This window comes from Clostridium sp. UBA6640, assembly GCF_002455975.1.
GTDB lineage: Bacteria > Bacillota > Clostridia > Clostridiales > Clostridiaceae > Clostridium_J.
Genome location: NZ_DKLM01000112.1, coordinates 1 through 18,026, shown reverse-complemented (window position 1 = coordinate 18,026; position 18,026 = coordinate 1). Strand labels below are relative to the sequence as shown.

The following is an 18,026-nucleotide window of genomic DNA, read 5'->3' as shown; positions in this document are numbered from 1 at the left end:
ACAGGAGGCAAGATTATGTGTAAAAAACCATATTATATTACTACACCAATTTATTATCCATCTGCAAATCTTCATATAGGAAATACCTATACGACTGTTGCAGCAGATGCTTTAGCAAGATTTAAAAGATTAACAGGCCATGAGGTGATGTTTTTAACAGGAACAGATGAACATGGTCAAAAACTGCAAAGAATAGCAGAAGAAAAAGGTGTTAAACCAATAGAATATATTGATGAAATTGTAGCAGGAATAAAAGACCTATGGAATATGATGGACATAAAATATGATAAATTTATAAGAACTACTGAAGAATATCATAAAAAATCAGTTCAAAAAATATTTAGTAAGCTTCATGATCAGGGAGATATTTATAAAAGTTCTTATGAGGGATGGTATTGTACTCCTTGTGAGTCTTTTTGGACAGAAACTCAATTAGTTAATGGAAACTGCCCGGATTGTGGAAGACCAGTTGAAAAAGCTAAAGAAGAAGCATATTTCTTTAAGATGTCTAAATATGCAGATAAATTACTTGAATACATAGAAACCCATCCGGAATTTATTCAACCAGAATCAAGAAAAAATGAAATGGTTAATAACTTTTTAAAACCAGGACTACAAGATCTTTGCGTATCAAGAACTTCATTTACTTGGGGAATTCCAGTGGAGTTTGATCCGGGCCATGTTATATATGTATGGATTGACGCACTTTCAAACTATATAACTGCATTAGGATATAATAGTGAAGATACAGAGCTTTATAATAAATTTTGGCCAGCAGATGTTCATTTAATCGGTAAGGATATATTGAGATTCCATACTATATACTGGCCTATAATGCTTATGGCTTTAGGATTACCATTACCTAAACAGGTATTTGGCCATGGATGGCTATTAGTTGATGGAGGTAAAATGTCTAAATCCAAAGGCAATGTAGTAGATCCAGTAGTACTTGTTAATCATTTTGGAGTAGATGCTGTTAGATATTATTTACTACATGAAATACCATTTGGTTCAGATGGTCTATTTAACAATGAAATATTTATTAAGAAAACAAATTCAGATTTAGCTAATGATCTTGGAAATCTAGTTTCAAGAACAGCTACAATGATAGAAAAATATTTCAATGGAGTAATACCTTCCCCAGATGTTAAAGAAGCTGTAGATGAAGAGTTAATTTCATTAGCTCTTGAAGCACCTATATTAGTTGAGAAGGCTATAGATGAATTAAATATATCTAATGCTTTAGATCATGTATGGACATTGATAAGAAGAACAAACAAATATATAGATGAAACAACTCCATGGATACTTGGAAAAGATGAAGAGCAAAAGCCAAGACTTGCAACAGTTTTATATAATTTAGCAGAGTCATTAAGAATAGTTTCTGTATTAATATCATCTTTCTTACCGAGTACAAGTGAAAAGATTAATAGCCAATTAAATATTACAGAAACAACATGGGAAAGCTTATTATCATTTAATGGAACAAAACCAGGAGCTAAGGTTTCTAAGGGAGAAGTAATGTTCCCAAGAATAGATGTAGAAGCTAAAATAGCTGAGCTAGATAAGATATCTGAAGAGGCTAAAAAAGCAGCTGAAGTACCAGTAATGGAGCCGATAAAAGAGGAAATTACAATTGATGACTTTGATAAAATAGATTTAAGAGTTGTTAAGGTTATAGAGTGTGAACCTGTTAAAAAAGCTAAAAAATTACTTAAACTAAAGGTAGATTTAGGTGGAGAAATTCGTCAAGTTATATCAGGAATAGCAATGAACTATAAACCAGAAGAATTAATAGGTAAAAATGTAGTATTAGTTGCTAATTTAAAACCAGTAACTTTGAGGGGAGAATTATCTCAAGGTATGATATTATGTGCAGCAACTGATGATGATAGTAAGTTATTTACAGTAGATCCAGGTGATTTACCAACAGGTAGTATAGTAAGATAAAATAATTTCTTTAATATATTTTTATAGTGGAGGAACAGTGTCCGCCTTTATAATTAATAAATTTTAAATTTTTAGAGAGCATAATAATTTATGCTCTCTTTTTATGTTAATTTATAGTATAAATATTGTTAAAAATGCAACAAAGATTTAAAATAGTTGGAATATGTGCAAAATTATACATCAATTTAATATGCTTATCCTGTAAAAGTTTTGTTACCAAGTTAATTCAAAATGAATTAATTTTGCGTTTTTAGGTAAAAATATGAAATGATGAATTTTGAAGGAGTGTTGTTTTATGAAAAGTTTAGTTGGAAGCAGAACGGCCGATAATTTAGCTAAAGCTTTTGCTGGTGAATCTCAAGCTAGAAACAGGTATACTTATTATGCTGGTATAGCACGTAAAGAAGGACATATGCATATTGCTGCAATATTTGAAGAAACAGCAGATAATGAAAGAGCTCATGCTAAGGTTTTCTTTAATCTATTAATAGAGGGATTAGGAAAAGCTCATATAAAGGTTGATGCGGATTATCCTATAGGATTAGGAAATACATTGCAAAACCTTGAATATGCAGCAGAAGGCGAAAAAGAAGAGTGGGGTACAGCATATCCTGAGTTTGCTAAAATTGCTAAAGAGGAAGGATATCCTGAAGTTGAATTTGCTTTTAATCATATAATAGAAGTTGAAAAAGCTCATGAACAAAGATATTTAGATTTAATGAATGCCTTAAGAAAAGGTAGATTATATAAAAGAGAAGAAAAACAATATTGGAAGTGTAGAAATTGTGGATATATACATGAAGGGGATGAAGCACCTAAAGTTTGTCCTGCTTGCAAACATCCACAGGGATATTTTGAAATTATGTATGATACTAAAGCATAGATAAGATAGGTATTTCTAATAATATAAAATGACTTATAAAAGGTGTGATTATTAATCACACCTTTTTATGTATTCAGCTTTTCTTTCCTTATAATATATAGGAGATAATCCTACATGCTCACAAATCTGCAGAGCTTGTTTAAAATTTAACCCAATAGATGATGGAATATGAGAATCAGAACCTATGGTTACATATTTACCTCCAAGCTCACGATATCTCTTATAAATATCTATAAGATTTTTAGTACTTAGTGAATTATCTAGCCGTCTTGTGTTTACCTCTAAAGAAATTTCATAAGATAAACATAATTTTATAACTTCATCTATATAATCACTATATTCACTATAATATAGCTCTTGATCTTCATAAGGACAATATCTTGATATAAAGTCTATATGACCTAAGGTATCTATATAACTATGAGTTTTTATAGAGTTTATCATATCCTCAAAATAAAGTGAGAATACTTCTTTTTTACTTTTTTCTTTATACAATGACTGATCGAAAGCATCTATTCCATTTACGAAATGTTGAGAACCTATTATTTGGTCAAAGGGATGACAGGAAATTAATTCATTTTCTTTCTTATATTTCATATCCATTCCTAATTCTATGCCTATTAATATATTATTACTTCTATAAGAATTATAGCATTCAAAATATTCTTTTAAATCAACTTTAAATTTTGTCTTATCAGGATAATTTAAATCTATATGATCTGTTATAACTATTCCTAAGTTTAAATTTTTAGCTGAATTAATAACATCCCTTATATTCATCTTTGAATCACTAGAAAAGTCAGTATGAATATGAGTATCAAACATATTTGCACCACCCTTAAAATATATTAATTACATTATATCAGTAAAAGTATAAGAAGAATATATATAGATGTACCACTTTTAAGCTTAATCTGTCCCTGAAAATAATCCATGCTTATTAGTATATGGACTAAAATTCAATTCACAATTCACAATGCACAATTCACAATTGTGGATATTTCTCAGTTATCACTGAGAAATTTTAAATTGATTAACCGTAGTGGTAAGCAGTGTACGCCAATAATAATTAGCAATTGTATTGCTAGTTAAAAAGACATGATAAAAATCATGTCTTTTATAAGATATATTCAAAAATTTAAAAAAGTAAAAAATTAAGAAAATTTAAAAAGTAAGCATGTACTGGGATTGATTACCTAAAAAGGTTTACAAAGAGAGTTATTACCAATGAATTTGAAAAGTCTACAAGAAAAGCACCTACTACTGGGAGTATAAAAAATGCTTTTGGTGAAGCTCCATACTTTGAAGTTATAGCTTCCATATTTGCCACTCCATTTGGTGTAGCACCCATTCCAAATCCACAATGACCTGCTGATATAACAGCTGCATCATAATCTTTTCCCATAAGCCTAAAGGTTATAAAGTAAGCAAATATAGCCATTAATATTGCTTGTCCAATAAGTAAAATTAATAGTGGACCTGCTGTATCTTTTAATTGCCATAGTTGTAATTCTATAAGAGCCATTGATAAAAATACATTTAAACTTATATTACCAATAATATCTGCACACTTTGAATTAATTTTCCATTTACCGGTACCTTCTCCTATATTTAATATTATTGCTGCTATAATCATAGCATCAATGTAGGCAGGTAAAGTAATACCTATTTTAGTGAAAATCATTTCTAAAATAGTTCCAAGACCCATGGATATAAAGATAATAGAAGTAGTATTAAATAATCCTTCATAATTTACTTTTTCTTCAAGCACTGTATCTGCTGCTACAAAATCATAAGCATTGTTTTTTAGCTTATATTTATTAATTAAATTTTTAGCAATTGGTCCACCAATTAAACTACCACATATAAGTCCAAAAGTAGCAGCAGCCATAGCCGTAGTTGTTGCACCAGCTAGACCATATTCAGATTCAAACAATTTGCCCCAGGTTGCACCAGTACCATGTCCACCAGTCATTGTTATTGAACCAGCTATAAGTCCTAATAGCGGACTTACTCCTATAGCCTTAGAAATAAGAACACCTAGTATATCCTGGAATATTACTAATGATAAAGCTGCAATAAAAAATAATCCAACTTGAATTCCACCTTGTTTTATAAGTTTAAAACTTGCTCCAAGACCTATAGTAGTGAAGAAAGCAAGCATAAAGGGATTTTTTAAGGTTGAATCTAAAGTTATGGTCATTATATTGCTTTCAGTAAGTATTAAATTTAAGATGGCAAAAATAAGACCGCCTACCACTGGGGAAGGTATACAAAATTTTTCTAGAATAGTTACCTTAGTTTTTATCCATCCACCTATGTAGTAGACAACTATTGCTAAGGCTAAAGTTTGAATCATGTCCAATTTCAATGTCATAATAAATTCCTCCTAGTAATTAATTATTTATATATATATCTTCATATTTTGAATTATATAATAATACTTAAAATTTAGTCAAATAAATTTTTTTTAAACATAGCCATCATACATATATCGACGGCAACCATGTTTTTCCAACACTGTTTAAAATTATTCAGAAAATTTATCATATTAAGTGCCTATATCTTAAGAGTTATGTTATTATATTTTGTATATTGAATTATGATTTTATATATTAAAAGGGAGTGAAGAAATGAAGTATATTATTGGATCAATGGTAGGTGCAGTAATAGGATACTTAACTAATTGGTTAGCTATAAAGATGTTATTTAGACCTCATAAGGAATTGAGAATAGGTAGATTTAAAATACCTTTTACCCCAGGGCTTATTCCTAAAGAGAAGGAAAGAATATCAAAAAGTGTAGGAGAAACAGTAGGAAGTCATTTACTAACTAAAGAAACAATATTAGAAGCTCTTTGTAACGATAATATAAATGAGGGAATTTCTAATTATGTAGGAGAGAAGTTTAAAGAGTTACAGATTAGTGATATCACAATTGAAGATAAAGGAAAAGAACTATTAAATGAAAACTATAATAAAATTTATTATGGAATGAGAGATAGCTTATCTAAATCTTTAATAGAAAGTATTAGAGATACGCAATTTAAAAAAGCAATTTGTGAAGCTATAACTATGGAAATTAAAAATAAACTTAAAAATAATCCTAAGGAGCTTTTAGGCAATAATGTTTATAATGCTGTAAAAGGAAGTTTAGTAGATAAGAGTAAGAGTTATGTAGATAGTGATGAATTAAAGATAAGCATTGAAAAGATATTAAATGATAAGATGAGAAGCTTAGATAATTGTGATAAGTCATTAAATGACATTATGCCCAAAGGATTGACAAGCAATTTAAAAATCTATACATACAATAAAAGATATGAGATTTCATCTTATATTAAGACAGGAATAAAAAGTGAGAAAGCAGAAGCTAAGATAAAAGATATAATAACTGAAGTTATAAGTGGAATGAGTCCTATGATTGCTATGTTTATTAAATCAGATAGCATATATGAAAAAATAGTTAATGGGGCAGACGAATTACTTTCACAGGAGCAAAATATTACTGATATAGTGATGATAATAAACGATATTATAGACAAAATTTTGGAAACGAAATTAAGTGAGGTAGCTAATAATACATCTAAAGAAGGCAAAGATTCCGCTGCTGAGGCTATATCTAATCTTTTCATAGAACAATTAAAGGAAAATAGTATAGTAGAAAATTTATTAAATAAATTAGAAGAAAAATTTTGCAGTATGGGAACGCTAGAAGAAGCACTAGAGAATATGAATTTTTCTTATGATGAAGTTATCAATAATATGATAATAAAGATTGTAGACAACATTGTATATAAAGAAGAATTTGAGGAAAAAATTAAGGCTATAGTTGAATATGGACTTAATAGCGTGGTCAAGAAATCATCAAGAAGTTTATTGGTAAGCACTAATGGAGAAACAGTAAATAAACTTTCCAAAGTATTAATAAACCTATATAAGAAATTTATAGATAATAAAGCACCACAACTCATTGAACGCTTTAATATAGCTAGAATTATAGAGGATAAAATAAATAGTTTTGATGTGATGTTCGTAGAAAAATTAATATTGGATATTGCAAGTAAAGAGCTTAAGGCCATTACATGGTTAGGTGCACTATTAGGCGGAATAATGGGAATATTATCACCACTACTTGCATCATTATAAGGTATCTTCAAAAAATAATAGACCAGCATATTAGCTTATTTTCCATCATACTACGTTGTCAGAACCAGCACATAGTACTACTATGAGCAGAACCTGACACCTTGTCTGATATGAGGCATATTCACAAAATAGATAATCAGTATGCTTATCTATTTTGTATCATACTTCGTCGTTAGGTTTTTATGATAGTTAGACTATCATAAAAACCTATCTCTTTGTCTGATGCAAAATATATTTCGCATCTGTAACTAGCTATTTTATTTCATATGCCTAAAATATACTAACATCTTTAGACTATTAACAAAGAAAAGAGGTAGAAAAAATGATATTTGATTCACATGCACATTATGATGATGAAGCTTTTAATAAAGATAGAGAAAGTGTTATAAGAGATATACAAGAAAAAGGAGTTATAGGGGTTTTAAACTGCGGTTCAGATCTAGGAGGGGTTAAAACTTCTGTTGATCTTTCTAATAGATATGAATTTATGTATGCTGCTATAGGCATACATCCCTCCTATGCAGACATTGTAAATGAAGAATTAATTGAGGAGTTTAAGAAGATATCTAAAAATTCTAAAGTTAAAGCTATAGGGGAGATAGGGCTAGATTATTATTGGGAAGAAAATCCTGAAAAAGAAGTTCAGAAAAAAGCATTTAGAATGCAAATGGAACTTGCAAAAGAATTAAATTTGCCTGTGGTTATTCATGATAGGGATGCACATAAGGATACTTTAGATATACTAAAAGAATATCCTGAGGTTAAAGGGGTTATCCACTGCTTTTCAGGTAGTGTAGAATTTGCAAGAGAGTGCTTGGAATTAGGATATTATATAGGTGTAACAGGTGTGGTTACATTTAAAAACGCAAAAGTAATAAAAGAGGTTGTTAAAGAGATTCCTATAGATAGATTACTTGTTGAAACGGATTGTCCTTATATGGCACCTACACCCTATAGGGGAAAAAGAAATCAGTCTGATTATATAGAATATATAATAGAAAAGATAATGGAAATTAAAAATTTAAATAAAGAAACTGTGGAAAATAATACCATAAATAACACTAAAAGGTTGTTTAATATAAAATAATAAGGTATAATACCAATATATAAAATCCATTTTGTTGAAAAAAGCTCCTAAAAATTACAGAAGAATAAGGAAATCTAATGGAATTTATGGCTTAAAATGGTTATGAATATATTTAATTCTATGACTTCCATGAAAAAAACAGCAGTGAAAATGTTAATAAATTATGAACAAAGCTTATTTTCAAGTAATATTTATATAATTTATTAAATATATTTAATCATAACATCATCAAAAAATATTCAATATGGTCTTCTACAAATCTACCCTTTAGGATTGATTTTTCTGCAATTATAAGTGTTGACCACATTATTGTAGGTATGTACACTAGGTATATTCACAGAATCAATTCAATGTAAAGATACTTGAAATTTGACACGATTGTAAAACTTAGGTTATAATTTCGAAGTACTCTTGTCAAAGGGAGGTAATTTTATGATTATGAATGCAAAACCAAAGTTGAATACTTATTTTTCAACTTGGCAGAAAGCACTATTTATAGTAATGCTAGTATTGTTAGGGGTAACTATTACTATAATAAACATGAGAAAAACCATATCAATAGTTATTGATGGTCAGGAAGTACAAATTACAACATTATCAAAAAAATTGGATACAATACTAAAAAATGAGGGTATTGTAGTAAGTGAATTTGATAAGGTATCTGTGGCATTGGACAGTGAAGTGAAAGATAGAGACAATATATATATAAATAAAGCTATAGATGTTGAAGTAAATGTTGATGGAAAGGTGTTAAATGTTAAATCTGCAGAGGATACTGTAGAAAAAATGCTACAGGCAGAGAATATAGCTTTAAGTAAGCTTGATAAAATAACACCTGGTAAGTCAGAACTTCTACAAAATGGATTGAAAGTTCAAATCACAAGAGTAAATAAGGAAGTTAAAAATGAGGTTAAACATTTAGATTTTACGACAGAAGTTAGAAAGAATGGAGACTTGCCTCAAGGAACTCAGAATTGGGTCCAAAAAGGAGAAAAAGGCGAGAAATTAATCACAACAGAGATTGTGTATGAAGATGGTAAAGAAACTTCTCGTAAAGTTTTAAATGAAAAGGTTAGAAAGCAACCTGTTAGCCAAGTAGTTGATGTAGGAACATTAGGGGTCTTAAGGCTTTCTCGTGGCGGCGAGGATTATTATACAGAAATGTTAACTATGTCATCTACAGCGTATACAGCTGATAGAGGAGACGACAATGGTATTACTGCTATGGGCGTAAGTTGTGTTCGTAATCCAGATGGTTACAGTACAATTGCTGTAGATCCAAGAGTTATTCCTCTTGGAACAAAGGTATACGTTGAGGGTTATGGATATGCTATAGCGCAAGACACTGGAGGAGCTATAAAAGGGCATATAGTTGATTTATATTTTAATACTTATAATGAAATGATCAATTGGGGTAGAAGAACAGTAAATGTTTATATTCTTAAATAGGAGCAATGCTCCTATTTTTTTCTTATAAGAATATTATATAGAATTAGAATGCATATAAACTGCCTAAAAAATTGATATATAACTTAGTCAATAACAAATTGCCTATGAACAGCTTTTGAAAATTAAGAATTAAGTATGAAGAATTATGGTGAAAATTAATTTTATCAAATTAATTTCTTCAAATAGGATTTTCAATTAAAGTGAATTTATCACTTTAAAAAGAGATAGATCCAGAATTTCTATTAAAAAAGAGAAGTATCAATAATTTTTTATTTTCAATTGTATAAAGTAAAAATTTAAAGGATTCAATAATAGAATTATTAAAAAATATATAATTATAAAATTTTAACTTATATGAAGATTAGGAACTTGTTTTTATCTTAATTAAAAAATTATTTTCAACATATAATAAGGATAATACTCATCTAATGACTACATATAGTTTTTGTATAAATTAAATTTGTATATAACTTTCAGTTGACATTAATAAATATATAGAAGAAAATTATAAATGACATAAGGGAATATGGAAATATATTGGAGGAGCAGATGATTAAAGAAGTTATTGTTGTAGAAGGAAGAGATGATATTACTGCGGTGAAAAGAGCTGTGGATGCAGAACTTATAGCAGTAAGTGGATTTGGTATAAATCAAAGTATAATAAATAAGATAAAAGAAGCACAAAAAAGGCAAGGGGTTATAGTACTCACAGATCCCGATTTTGCTGGAGAAAAAATAAGAAAGATAATAGCCAAAAGAGTACCCAATGTTAAGCATGCATATATAAGTCAAAAAGAAGGTACTAAAAACGGAGATATAGGAGTTGAAAATGCATCACCGGAGACTATAATAAAAGCATTACAAAATGCTAAGTGTGAAATGAAAGAAGTTAGGAAAGAATTCGATATTCAAGATATGTACTTTTTTAAGCTTACAGGAGATAGCAAATCTAAAGAAAGAAGAGATGCTTTAGGTAGAGTTTTAGGGATAGGATATTGTAATGCATCCCAATTTGTAACTAGATTAAATAATTATGGTATATCTAAAGAAGAGTTCGTAGAAGCACTTAAAAAAATAGATAAGGAGATGAATTATGGAGAACTTAACGACTAAAGATATAGTAAATAAGTATGGATTTAAGTTTACTAAAAGTTTAGGGCAAAATTTTTTAACTGATGATAATGTTTTGAAGGATATTGTTTATGGAGCAGAGGTTTCAGAGGAAGATTATGTTATAGAAATAGGACCAGGTGTAGGAACTTTAACTAAAGAGCTTTTAAAAAAAGCTAAAAAAGTAACTAGTATTGAATTAGATGATAAATTAATACCTATATTACAAGAAGAACTTAAAGAATATGATAATTTTGAGCTTATACATAAAGATGCTTTAAAGGTAAATTATAACGAGCTTATAGGTGATGAGCAGAGCGTAAAAGTTGTTGCGAATCTTCCATACTATGTGACGACTCCTATCATAATTAATCTATTAAACGGTGATTATAATTTTAAATCTTTGACTATAATGATTCAAAAGGAAGTTGCAGAAAGAATAGATGCAGAGCATAGTACTAAAGAATATGGAGCTTTTTCATTATTAGTTCAATATTATTGTAGCACGAAAATAATAAGAAGAGTACCACCATCATGCTTTATACCATCACCTAAGGTTGATTCGATAGTTATAAGATTAGATAAATTAGATAAACCTGCTGTAGAGGTAGAAGATGAGAAATTATTCTTTAATATAATACGTCAATCATTTAATATGAGAAGAAAGACATTATGGAACGGAATGAAAAATTTAGGTATGGATAAAGAAAAACTACAAAAGGCTTTTGAAAAATCAGGTATAGATCCTAATAGAAGGGGAGAAACTTTATCAATACAAGAGTTTGCTACATTAAGTAATAATATATTAGAAGAGAAAAATAATTAAAAATTAATTTGAAGAATCATTTTTGCTAATTAAAATTTAGTTGGCAAAAATGATTTTTTTATTTCTAAAAATAATTTGTAGATATTTGAAAGAAAATAATTAGTTAGAGCTTGTAAATACATTTTGTATCAGAGTAAAAATATTTTAAGAAGATTAAAAGGCGTTTTTTATAATTAATATCTAGTTAAGAATAGAATATTTTTAACACTAAATAGAATATTATTTAATAAGTGTAAATATAATCTACTATAAGACAAAATGGGAGGAGTTTAAACTTTATCTTGTATAGGTTTTTATCATTTTTTAAAGTTCCCTCTCATATATTTATATTGTATAAATTTAAATGGAGGTAACGTGAAGTGACACCTAAAAAAAGTTATAGTAGATTCTTTATTATATTGCAAGAAGATGAAAAAGGTTATTCTTTAGAGCAAGATAAAGCTCCATCAGGTTATGCCAAATTAGAAATGAAAAATAATAAATGTAAATTGTCATATTATGTTCAAAACGTAAATAAACAAAAAGGACCTTGTCATATGATACTTATTTGCGATAAGAAAGACACTAAAAAAATAATAAAAATAGCTAAAATGAACATAGATGATTATGGCAGAGCCGATGTTACTTATGAATATGACATGAATAATATAGCGAATAGTGGTATAAGTGCTGATAGAATAGCAGGAGCAGCTATCGTTAAGTTAGATGGTAGCAAAATTGGATGTATAATGCATGGATTTATTACCTCAGATGTATCTAAGGATTGGAAAGACTATGAGGTTGTTTCAGAAGAAGATATGAAGCCTATGCCAAGAGAAGTTATATTTGATGAATATGAACAACGAATAGAAGCTGTAAAAGAAAATAATTTAGAAGAAAGTAATACAGTAAAAAATGATATAGAAGAAATTAATATAGCAAAAAATGATGTAGCAAAGACTGATGCAGTAGAAAGTGATATAGAAGAAAATATAGTTACTGCTAAGAATGATATGGAGAACTCTGAGCTAGACGAAGAAATGAGAAAGAAAAAACATAAGTCTGATTGTAGCTGTAAAGAAAAAGAGGATAAGAAGAAAGAGGAAAAGAAAGAATGTAAAAAAGAAGAGAAGAAAGAAGAAAAAATGAATGAATGCAAAGATCATGAACATGATAAGCATGATCATAAAGAGAAAAAAGAACATTGCGATGATCACAAAATGAAAAAGGATTATGAGCACATGAAAGAAGATCACCATCATGAAATAAAAAAGGATTGTGAGCACATGAAAGAAGATCACCATCATGAAATGAAAAAGGATTGTGAGCACATGAAAGAAGATCACCATCATGAGATGAAAAAGGATTGTGAGCACATGAAAGAAGATCATCATCATGAAATGAAAAAGGATTGTGAGCACATAAAAGAACATCACGATCATGAGATGAAGAAAGACTGCGATTATATGGAAAAAGAATACGAGTATATGAAAGAAGATTGTAGTCACATGAAGAAAGATTATGATCATATGAACAAGCCTCATGATTATAAAATGAAAAAAGATTGTGAGTACATGGAAAAAGAATATGAATATATGAAAGAAGATTGTAGTCATATGAAAGAGGATTATGATCATATGAATAAATATTACGATCACATGAAAAAAGGTTGTGATCACATGAAAAAAGAGTATGGCCATGAAATGAAAAAGGATTATGAACATATGAATAAAGAGTGTGATCATGAAATGAAAATGCATTGCGATCATATGAAAAAAGAGTATAATCATCCAATGAAACATGAGTGTCATCCTCATCATGAAGAGCATGAAAAAATGTACGAGGAAAAAGATACTAAGAGTATGATGGCTAAATTCTTTAAGGGTATAGTTAAAGAGTTTGAAAAAATGGATGGTTATAATGATATTAAAAATTGTCAATGGTATAAAGTACCTGTTGAAAAAATGGAAGAAATGTATTGTATGCATGATTATAAAAAATATACGGTAATTTATTATCCAATGATTTGTTATTATCCTTACATTGCAAAGCATAAACATTTTATGATAGGTCATAAGTATGATATTAATGGAAATTTAAAATATATCGTATATGCCTTACCTGGCAGAAAATCTGAATCCGATCAGCCATATGGAGGAAAGACAGGATTTGTAGCATGGATGCCACATAGACATGATGCTGAAATGGGATATTGGTTAATGTTCTATGATTTCAAAAATTCTACAGTAGTAGTACCAGTTAGAAGATAATATAAAAAATAAAATGAGGGGAAAAATTCCCTTCATTTTTTATTATTGCTTATTATCAATAAATTTTCAATTTATAAGTCTTAAGATATAGGTAAAATTTAATAAAGTTACAATTTTTTCTAATAATTTAATATTAGCATTCATATATTATATTAATAATAATTTATGGAGGAAAATTTGATGAAGGTATTAACGATAAATAAGAGAAAAACTGGATTAGCGATTATAATGGTTGGTCTTATGATTTTAATAATTGGTCTTGGAAATTACTTTGAAGAAAAATTAAAAATTGCTACATTGACACAAAATAATATAGGATCTTTCAAAACATATAAAATAGAAGAAAAGATTACTTATGGATTGCCTGAATCTTGGATTAGTAGTGAGACCAAAGTAAGTAATAAGAAAATTAAATATCATAGTGATTTTATTTCTGATGATAATATAATTAAAGGATATATAGAACTTTGGGATGAAAATGAGGACATACAGTCTATAATCAAGGAAAATGAAAAGCATATAAAGGGCATAGGTATTGATGATTATAAAATAGTTAAGTCAAACATAGGGAAAGATGAAGCTTATGTAATGCAATATAATATTTCTCTTTCTAAAGATGATTTTTATAGAACATATGATTATTTTTTAAATTTGAATGGAAATAAAATAAAACATACAGTAAAAGGCATAATGCACCGTATTGCTGTGACAGCATTTCCAGAATCAACTCAGTCATATATTCTGTTAAGTTGCATGGAAACAGAAAGACCCGTTTATCAACAATTGTTTGACCAGTTAAAAACAGCATCAGTGGATAAGATAAAATTCTATATGTCAATGGTATTGCCGCTGTACTCGGAAAATATGGTTTTGAGTTCAGGACTGTGGAATAGTTGGAATGAAGAAACTCAGACAGCTTATACCTTCTACTCAAATTTGAACGGGCCGAATGCTGTTGTGTATGGAAAATGTATAGGCATGGGCATACGAAACGCTGCAAAGAGCAAGCCGGAATTCGACTATAGTAAACGTGGTGAAATTGACCTATTTTCATAGAAAAATTTCATTTTTTATAAGGTGTTGTGACTTCCTATTATATTTATTATGGCCAGAGGCCCATTCAGTTAGTAACATTAATTTTTGAATAAAAGATGTAATACTTTAGTGGCGAATCCAACCTCTAGCCATATGAAATAAATCTTTTTACATAATTAGCTTCGGATAAGATAAGATGTGTGATATATAACTAAAAATATTTTAATACAAATAAAAAGATTGGACTGTGATGACAAATAAATGAATAACATTCTAGAGAAGCTTTATAAAAGATATAATCAACATTGCGAGTACTATAGCGCTTATACTGTAAAAAATCCATACACCATGATTCGTATTTTAAAAGATAGTAAAAAGCAGCGAATAGATATAGATAAGCAGATAAAGGAATATGAAATTGATAAGCTGCTGGAGAAAAATAAAAACTTTCAGGAGTTGATTATAGATAGTGAGAATATTCAACCTAAATCAATTTTTATTAGAGTTTATTATTTAAAACTTATTGCTTCAGCTATTCCAGAGAGTTTTTTTCAGAGAATGAATATAAATGGTTCAACGATCGTGGAAATGTCTTTGGCAATAACGTTATATTATTTGGGTTTACAAACATACAGGTTCTCTGAGGTAGAAATAACAGGCACAGAAAAGAATAACCTATTCGGCAGAGTGGATTTTTATATTGGTCTTTCGGACATACAGAAGGTTAGAGGTAAATCAACTTCGGAAGAATTTGAAACATTTATAAATCTCTTTGCAAAAAATATCTATGAGATAAAAGAAGAAGATAAAATGGGTCTATTTTTGGATGGAGGCGAATTATTCATTATTTGTATAAATGAATTTCTTGATTATATGATTTTCAAACTTGAAAATATTTTCAAAGAAAATCATTTAGATAAAGAAAATTCGTATTATACAGAAAAGAGAGGTTATGCCTTTGAAGAAATGGTATATGGAATAACAAAGAATTTTGTTCAGGAAAGTTATCATACTTTATTTTACTACCCAAATAATAAACAAGAAATCGAAATAGATATTCTGCTGAAAGATTCCGAAAATCTTGTAGTACTTGAATGTAAATCAGGATCATTTGACGCTTCCGGTGTAGATCAGGACGAATTTTTAAAATTGCAGATTCATAACAAAACGAAAAAGGCATATAAATCATTAAAAAAAGTTTCAGAGTATTTGTTGAACTCTAATGAATATCGTTTCGAATGTAATGAAAAAACAATCACTGGTTATGTGAAAAATCCTATATGTATCCACGTGTCTATGTATCCTATGGATTTTATATCTTCTAATGTACATACTCTTTTCCCGGAGTATTTGGAAGGTGTAGATTCTCCTATTTTAACCATATCCTTAGAACATTTATTTGCAATGATGTTTGATGCAAAAATAAGCAAAAAGGATATTTTTAAATATTGGAAACAACGTAAACAAGATATAGCTGAACATCCTGGGATTCATTTTGATAATAATGAGCTAGATTTGTATTATGAAATAATAAATGAAGATAAAAATACAATGCTTACGGAAATTAAGAGACAAGGAATAATAGATCAGATTAATCCAAATGGAAGAATCATTTCTTCATTTCATAATGAATTTGGAGATGAGACTAGACCAGCAGCAAAAATGTTATTCATGTTAGATCAGTATCTGTTGTTAGGGATTTTTAAAAATGGTAAAATGGGGTTTGCAATTAATAAAAGATATCTTAGAAATTTGGAAAGTTTTTTAAATAAAGAATAGAAAACTTTTGGATTAAAAGTGCTTTTCAAAAGGAATATTCTTATAGAGATTATAAAAGAAATGTAACTTTGCATTCCGAAGAATGGATTAACAGACTTAGTGTAGAGCACACAGCGAAAAGTAACGAAATGAAAAATGTAATAGTAAGGTCAATTGTATGAACTTTACTACCAGCTTTGGAAACTCTATAAAAGCATTATTGCCTAAATGGCCACAGAATGCTCTCTAAAAATAAATCAGATTCTAAAGATACTTTCCAAAGCACTGATTAATGTTATAGCTTAGACTGGGAACCAACAGGACCTGGCCTGACTGTGGTTCCCGAGATAAAAAGGCCAAAATTGCTAAAAGTTTCTAATCGACACACGTTAGAGTTATGAAAGGTCTTTTTTAATTACTTCTAGGAATCTATACTTGTAATATCCATACATTGATTTGTCTGCATTTACCATAGGACCACAGCCCATTTCCACATTATGAAGAAATACAGTAAATTCCACTAANNCCGAGGAATAGTCTCATTCAGAAAGGCATCTAACTGTTGTTTTGCTGAAGTAAATTGAAGTTGAAATTTAGTTAAGTGTTTTATAGCATATTCTAAATTAGATATTTCAACTTCCAGATTATTATAGATATTTAATTGTTTGTTTCTATATTTTTTTCTATCCTCAAGAACATAAGTGAGAATTATGATTCTAGTCTCAGCGAAGCCGTCCCCTGAATCAATTCGTACTGATTCGGGCACAGCTTCAGCGGGCCAGTATTCAATACTTTCAAACAAACTTAATATATCATTAAATTTTTGATATACAGGTCTGATCAATTCTTTTCGTTTTTCTTTATCTTCACGTAATGCGTTTCTTATGTCAGTGCCTTTTGATATTAACTCTATAATATTATTTGTAGTTTCTAATAATCCCATGGTTTTATCCTCCTTGTACCATTTGCATTTTATCTGCTGTAAGCATGTTTTTTAGTAACACATCTTAGTGTTTTATCCAAGCGTTTTAATTAAAAACTTCATAACAGTGTTTATAAATTCAATAGTATAAAAATTTTCAATACTTTTTCTGAGCAATAACTTCTATTTGTTTTTTTTGCAAAATAAAATCACTTAGCATAGAAAAGAAATCCTGTTGCTCTTNNCTGCATTTAACACTAAGTCCAGTGTTTCTTCAATATCCATATCTTTACATAGTTCATATAATCTTATTGCTTCTTCTGTTTTAGACATAAAATATCCCCTCGATTCACTTGAATATATTAAAGTTATTAAATTGTACACATCTACATTTAGATTTATATTGTGAAAAACTTGAAATATTCAGATAATACTGATATGATATTAAAAAACCAATAGAACATTTATACGAAAATAAGCATTAACGCTCCCGACCAAAGAAGTTATTAATGCTTACTGATGGTGATTTATATAATTATCACTGATTCGCATCTTACCATAAAATGCGCAAAAAATCAAGTGACATACTCTGCAGATCTAACTGCATAA

The 18,026-nt window shown here is 28.9% G+C and carries 12 protein-coding genes; 10 read left to right on the top strand and 2 right to left on the bottom strand.

Going from position 1 to position 18,026, the window contains the following annotated elements:
• Window positions 1-15 precede the first annotated feature (15 nt).
• On the top strand, window positions 16-1,950 hold the full coding sequence (gene metG / locus B2W91_RS12290) for a methionine--tRNA ligase (RefSeq protein WP_291581361.1): 1,935 nt from the start codon (window positions 16-18) through the stop codon (window positions 1,948-1,950).
• 295 nt (window positions 1,951-2,245) lie between these two features.
• Complete coding sequence (gene rbr, locus B2W91_RS12285; RefSeq protein WP_291581359.1) at window positions 2,246-2,833, top strand: rubrerythrin; 588 nt, start codon at window positions 2,246-2,248, stop codon at window positions 2,831-2,833.
• Window positions 2,834-2,884: 51 nt separating this feature from the next.
• Here rbr and B2W91_RS12280 read toward each other — a convergent pair whose 3' ends face one another.
• Window positions 2,885-3,658, bottom strand: coding sequence for a histidinol phosphate phosphatase (locus B2W91_RS12280; protein WP_291581356.1), 774 nt, complete (start codon window positions 3,656-3,658; stop codon window positions 2,885-2,887).
• Between the two features lie 367 nt (window positions 3,659-4,025).
• Window positions 4,026-5,210 (bottom strand): sodium/glutamate symporter, encoded by a 1,185-nt coding sequence (gene gltS / locus B2W91_RS12275; RefSeq protein ID WP_291581353.1) that lies wholly within the window; start codon window positions 5,208-5,210, stop codon window positions 4,026-4,028.
• A 256-nt stretch (window positions 5,211-5,466) separates the two neighbouring features.
• Between gltS and B2W91_RS12270 the strand changes: the two genes are divergently transcribed.
• From B2W91_RS12270 to B2W91_RS12235, 8 genes are all read left to right on the top strand, one after another.
• Window positions 5,467-6,981 carry a DUF445 family protein gene (locus tag B2W91_RS12270; protein WP_291581351.1) on the top strand — a complete coding sequence of 505 codons (1,515 nt, stop codon included), beginning with the start codon at window positions 5,467-5,469 and terminating at the stop codon, window positions 6,979-6,981.
• 322 nt (window positions 6,982-7,303) lie between these two features.
• Window positions 7,304-8,068 carry a TatD family hydrolase gene (locus B2W91_RS12265; protein ID WP_291581349.1) on the top strand — a complete coding sequence of 255 codons (765 nt, stop codon included), beginning with the start codon at window positions 7,304-7,306 and terminating at the stop codon, window positions 8,066-8,068.
• A gap of 432 nt (window positions 8,069-8,500) precedes the next feature.
• The gene (locus B2W91_RS12260; RefSeq protein ID WP_291581348.1) at window positions 8,501-9,517 is read left to right on the top strand and encodes a 3D domain-containing protein; all 1,017 of its coding nucleotides are present in this window, start codon (window positions 8,501-8,503) and stop codon (window positions 9,515-9,517) included.
• A 549-nt stretch (window positions 9,518-10,066) separates the two neighbouring features.
• A complete protein-coding gene (rnmV, locus tag B2W91_RS12255) occupies window positions 10,067-10,630 on the top strand; it encodes a ribonuclease M5 (protein WP_291581346.1) in 564 nt (187 codons plus the stop codon).
• Window positions 10,611-11,453 carry a 16S rRNA (adenine(1518)-N(6)/adenine(1519)-N(6))-dimethyltransferase RsmA gene (rsmA, locus tag B2W91_RS12250; RefSeq protein ID WP_291581345.1) on the top strand — a complete coding sequence of 281 codons (843 nt, stop codon included), beginning with the start codon at window positions 10,611-10,613 and terminating at the stop codon, window positions 11,451-11,453. Before rnmV ends, rsmA begins: the two co-directional genes overlap by 20 nt.
• 359 nt (window positions 11,454-11,812) lie before the next feature.
• On the top strand, window positions 11,813-13,702 hold the full coding sequence (locus tag B2W91_RS12245; protein WP_291581344.1) for a hypothetical protein: 1,890 nt from the start codon (window positions 11,813-11,815) through the stop codon (window positions 13,700-13,702).
• Between the two features lie 180 nt (window positions 13,703-13,882).
• Window positions 13,883-14,758 carry a hypothetical protein gene (locus B2W91_RS12240; RefSeq protein WP_291581341.1) on the top strand — a complete coding sequence of 292 codons (876 nt, stop codon included), beginning with the start codon at window positions 13,883-13,885 and terminating at the stop codon, window positions 14,756-14,758.
• A 240-nt stretch (window positions 14,759-14,998) separates the two neighbouring features.
• A complete protein-coding gene (locus tag B2W91_RS12235; RefSeq protein ID WP_291581339.1) occupies window positions 14,999-16,516 on the top strand; it encodes a hypothetical protein in 1,518 nt (505 codons plus the stop codon).
• The last annotated feature ends 1,510 nt before the right edge of the window (window positions 16,517-18,026 follow it).

Bases quoted from the DNA above. Each gene is read 5' to 3' on its own strand.
- metG (WP_291581361.1), top strand. From the start codon at position 16: ATGTGTAAAAAACCATATTATATTACTACACCAATTTATTATCCATCT.
- rbr (WP_291581359.1), top strand. From the start codon at position 2,246: ATGAAAAGTTTAGTTGGAAGCAGAACGGCCGATAATTTAGCTAAAGCT.
- B2W91_RS12280 (WP_291581356.1), bottom strand. From the start codon at position 3,658: ATGTTTGATACTCATATTCATACTGACTTTTCTAGTGATTCAAAGATG.
- gltS (WP_291581353.1), bottom strand. From the start codon at position 5,210: ATGACATTGAAATTGGACATGATTCAAACTTTAGCCTTAGCAATAGTT.
- B2W91_RS12270 (WP_291581351.1), top strand. From the start codon at position 5,467: ATGAAGTATATTATTGGATCAATGGTAGGTGCAGTAATAGGATACTTA.
- B2W91_RS12265 (WP_291581349.1), top strand. From the start codon at position 7,304: ATGATATTTGATTCACATGCACATTATGATGATGAAGCTTTTAATAAA.
- B2W91_RS12260 (WP_291581348.1), top strand. From the start codon at position 8,501: ATGATTATGAATGCAAAACCAAAGTTGAATACTTATTTTTCAACTTGG.
- rnmV (WP_291581346.1), top strand. From the start codon at position 10,067: ATGATTAAAGAAGTTATTGTTGTAGAAGGAAGAGATGATATTACTGCG.
- rsmA (WP_291581345.1), top strand. From the start codon at position 10,611: ATGGAGAACTTAACGACTAAAGATATAGTAAATAAGTATGGATTTAAG.
- B2W91_RS12240 (WP_291581341.1), top strand. From the start codon at position 13,883: ATGAAGGTATTAACGATAAATAAGAGAAAAACTGGATTAGCGATTATA.
- B2W91_RS12235 (WP_291581339.1), top strand. From the start codon at position 14,999: ATGAATAACATTCTAGAGAAGCTTTATAAAAGATATAATCAACATTGC.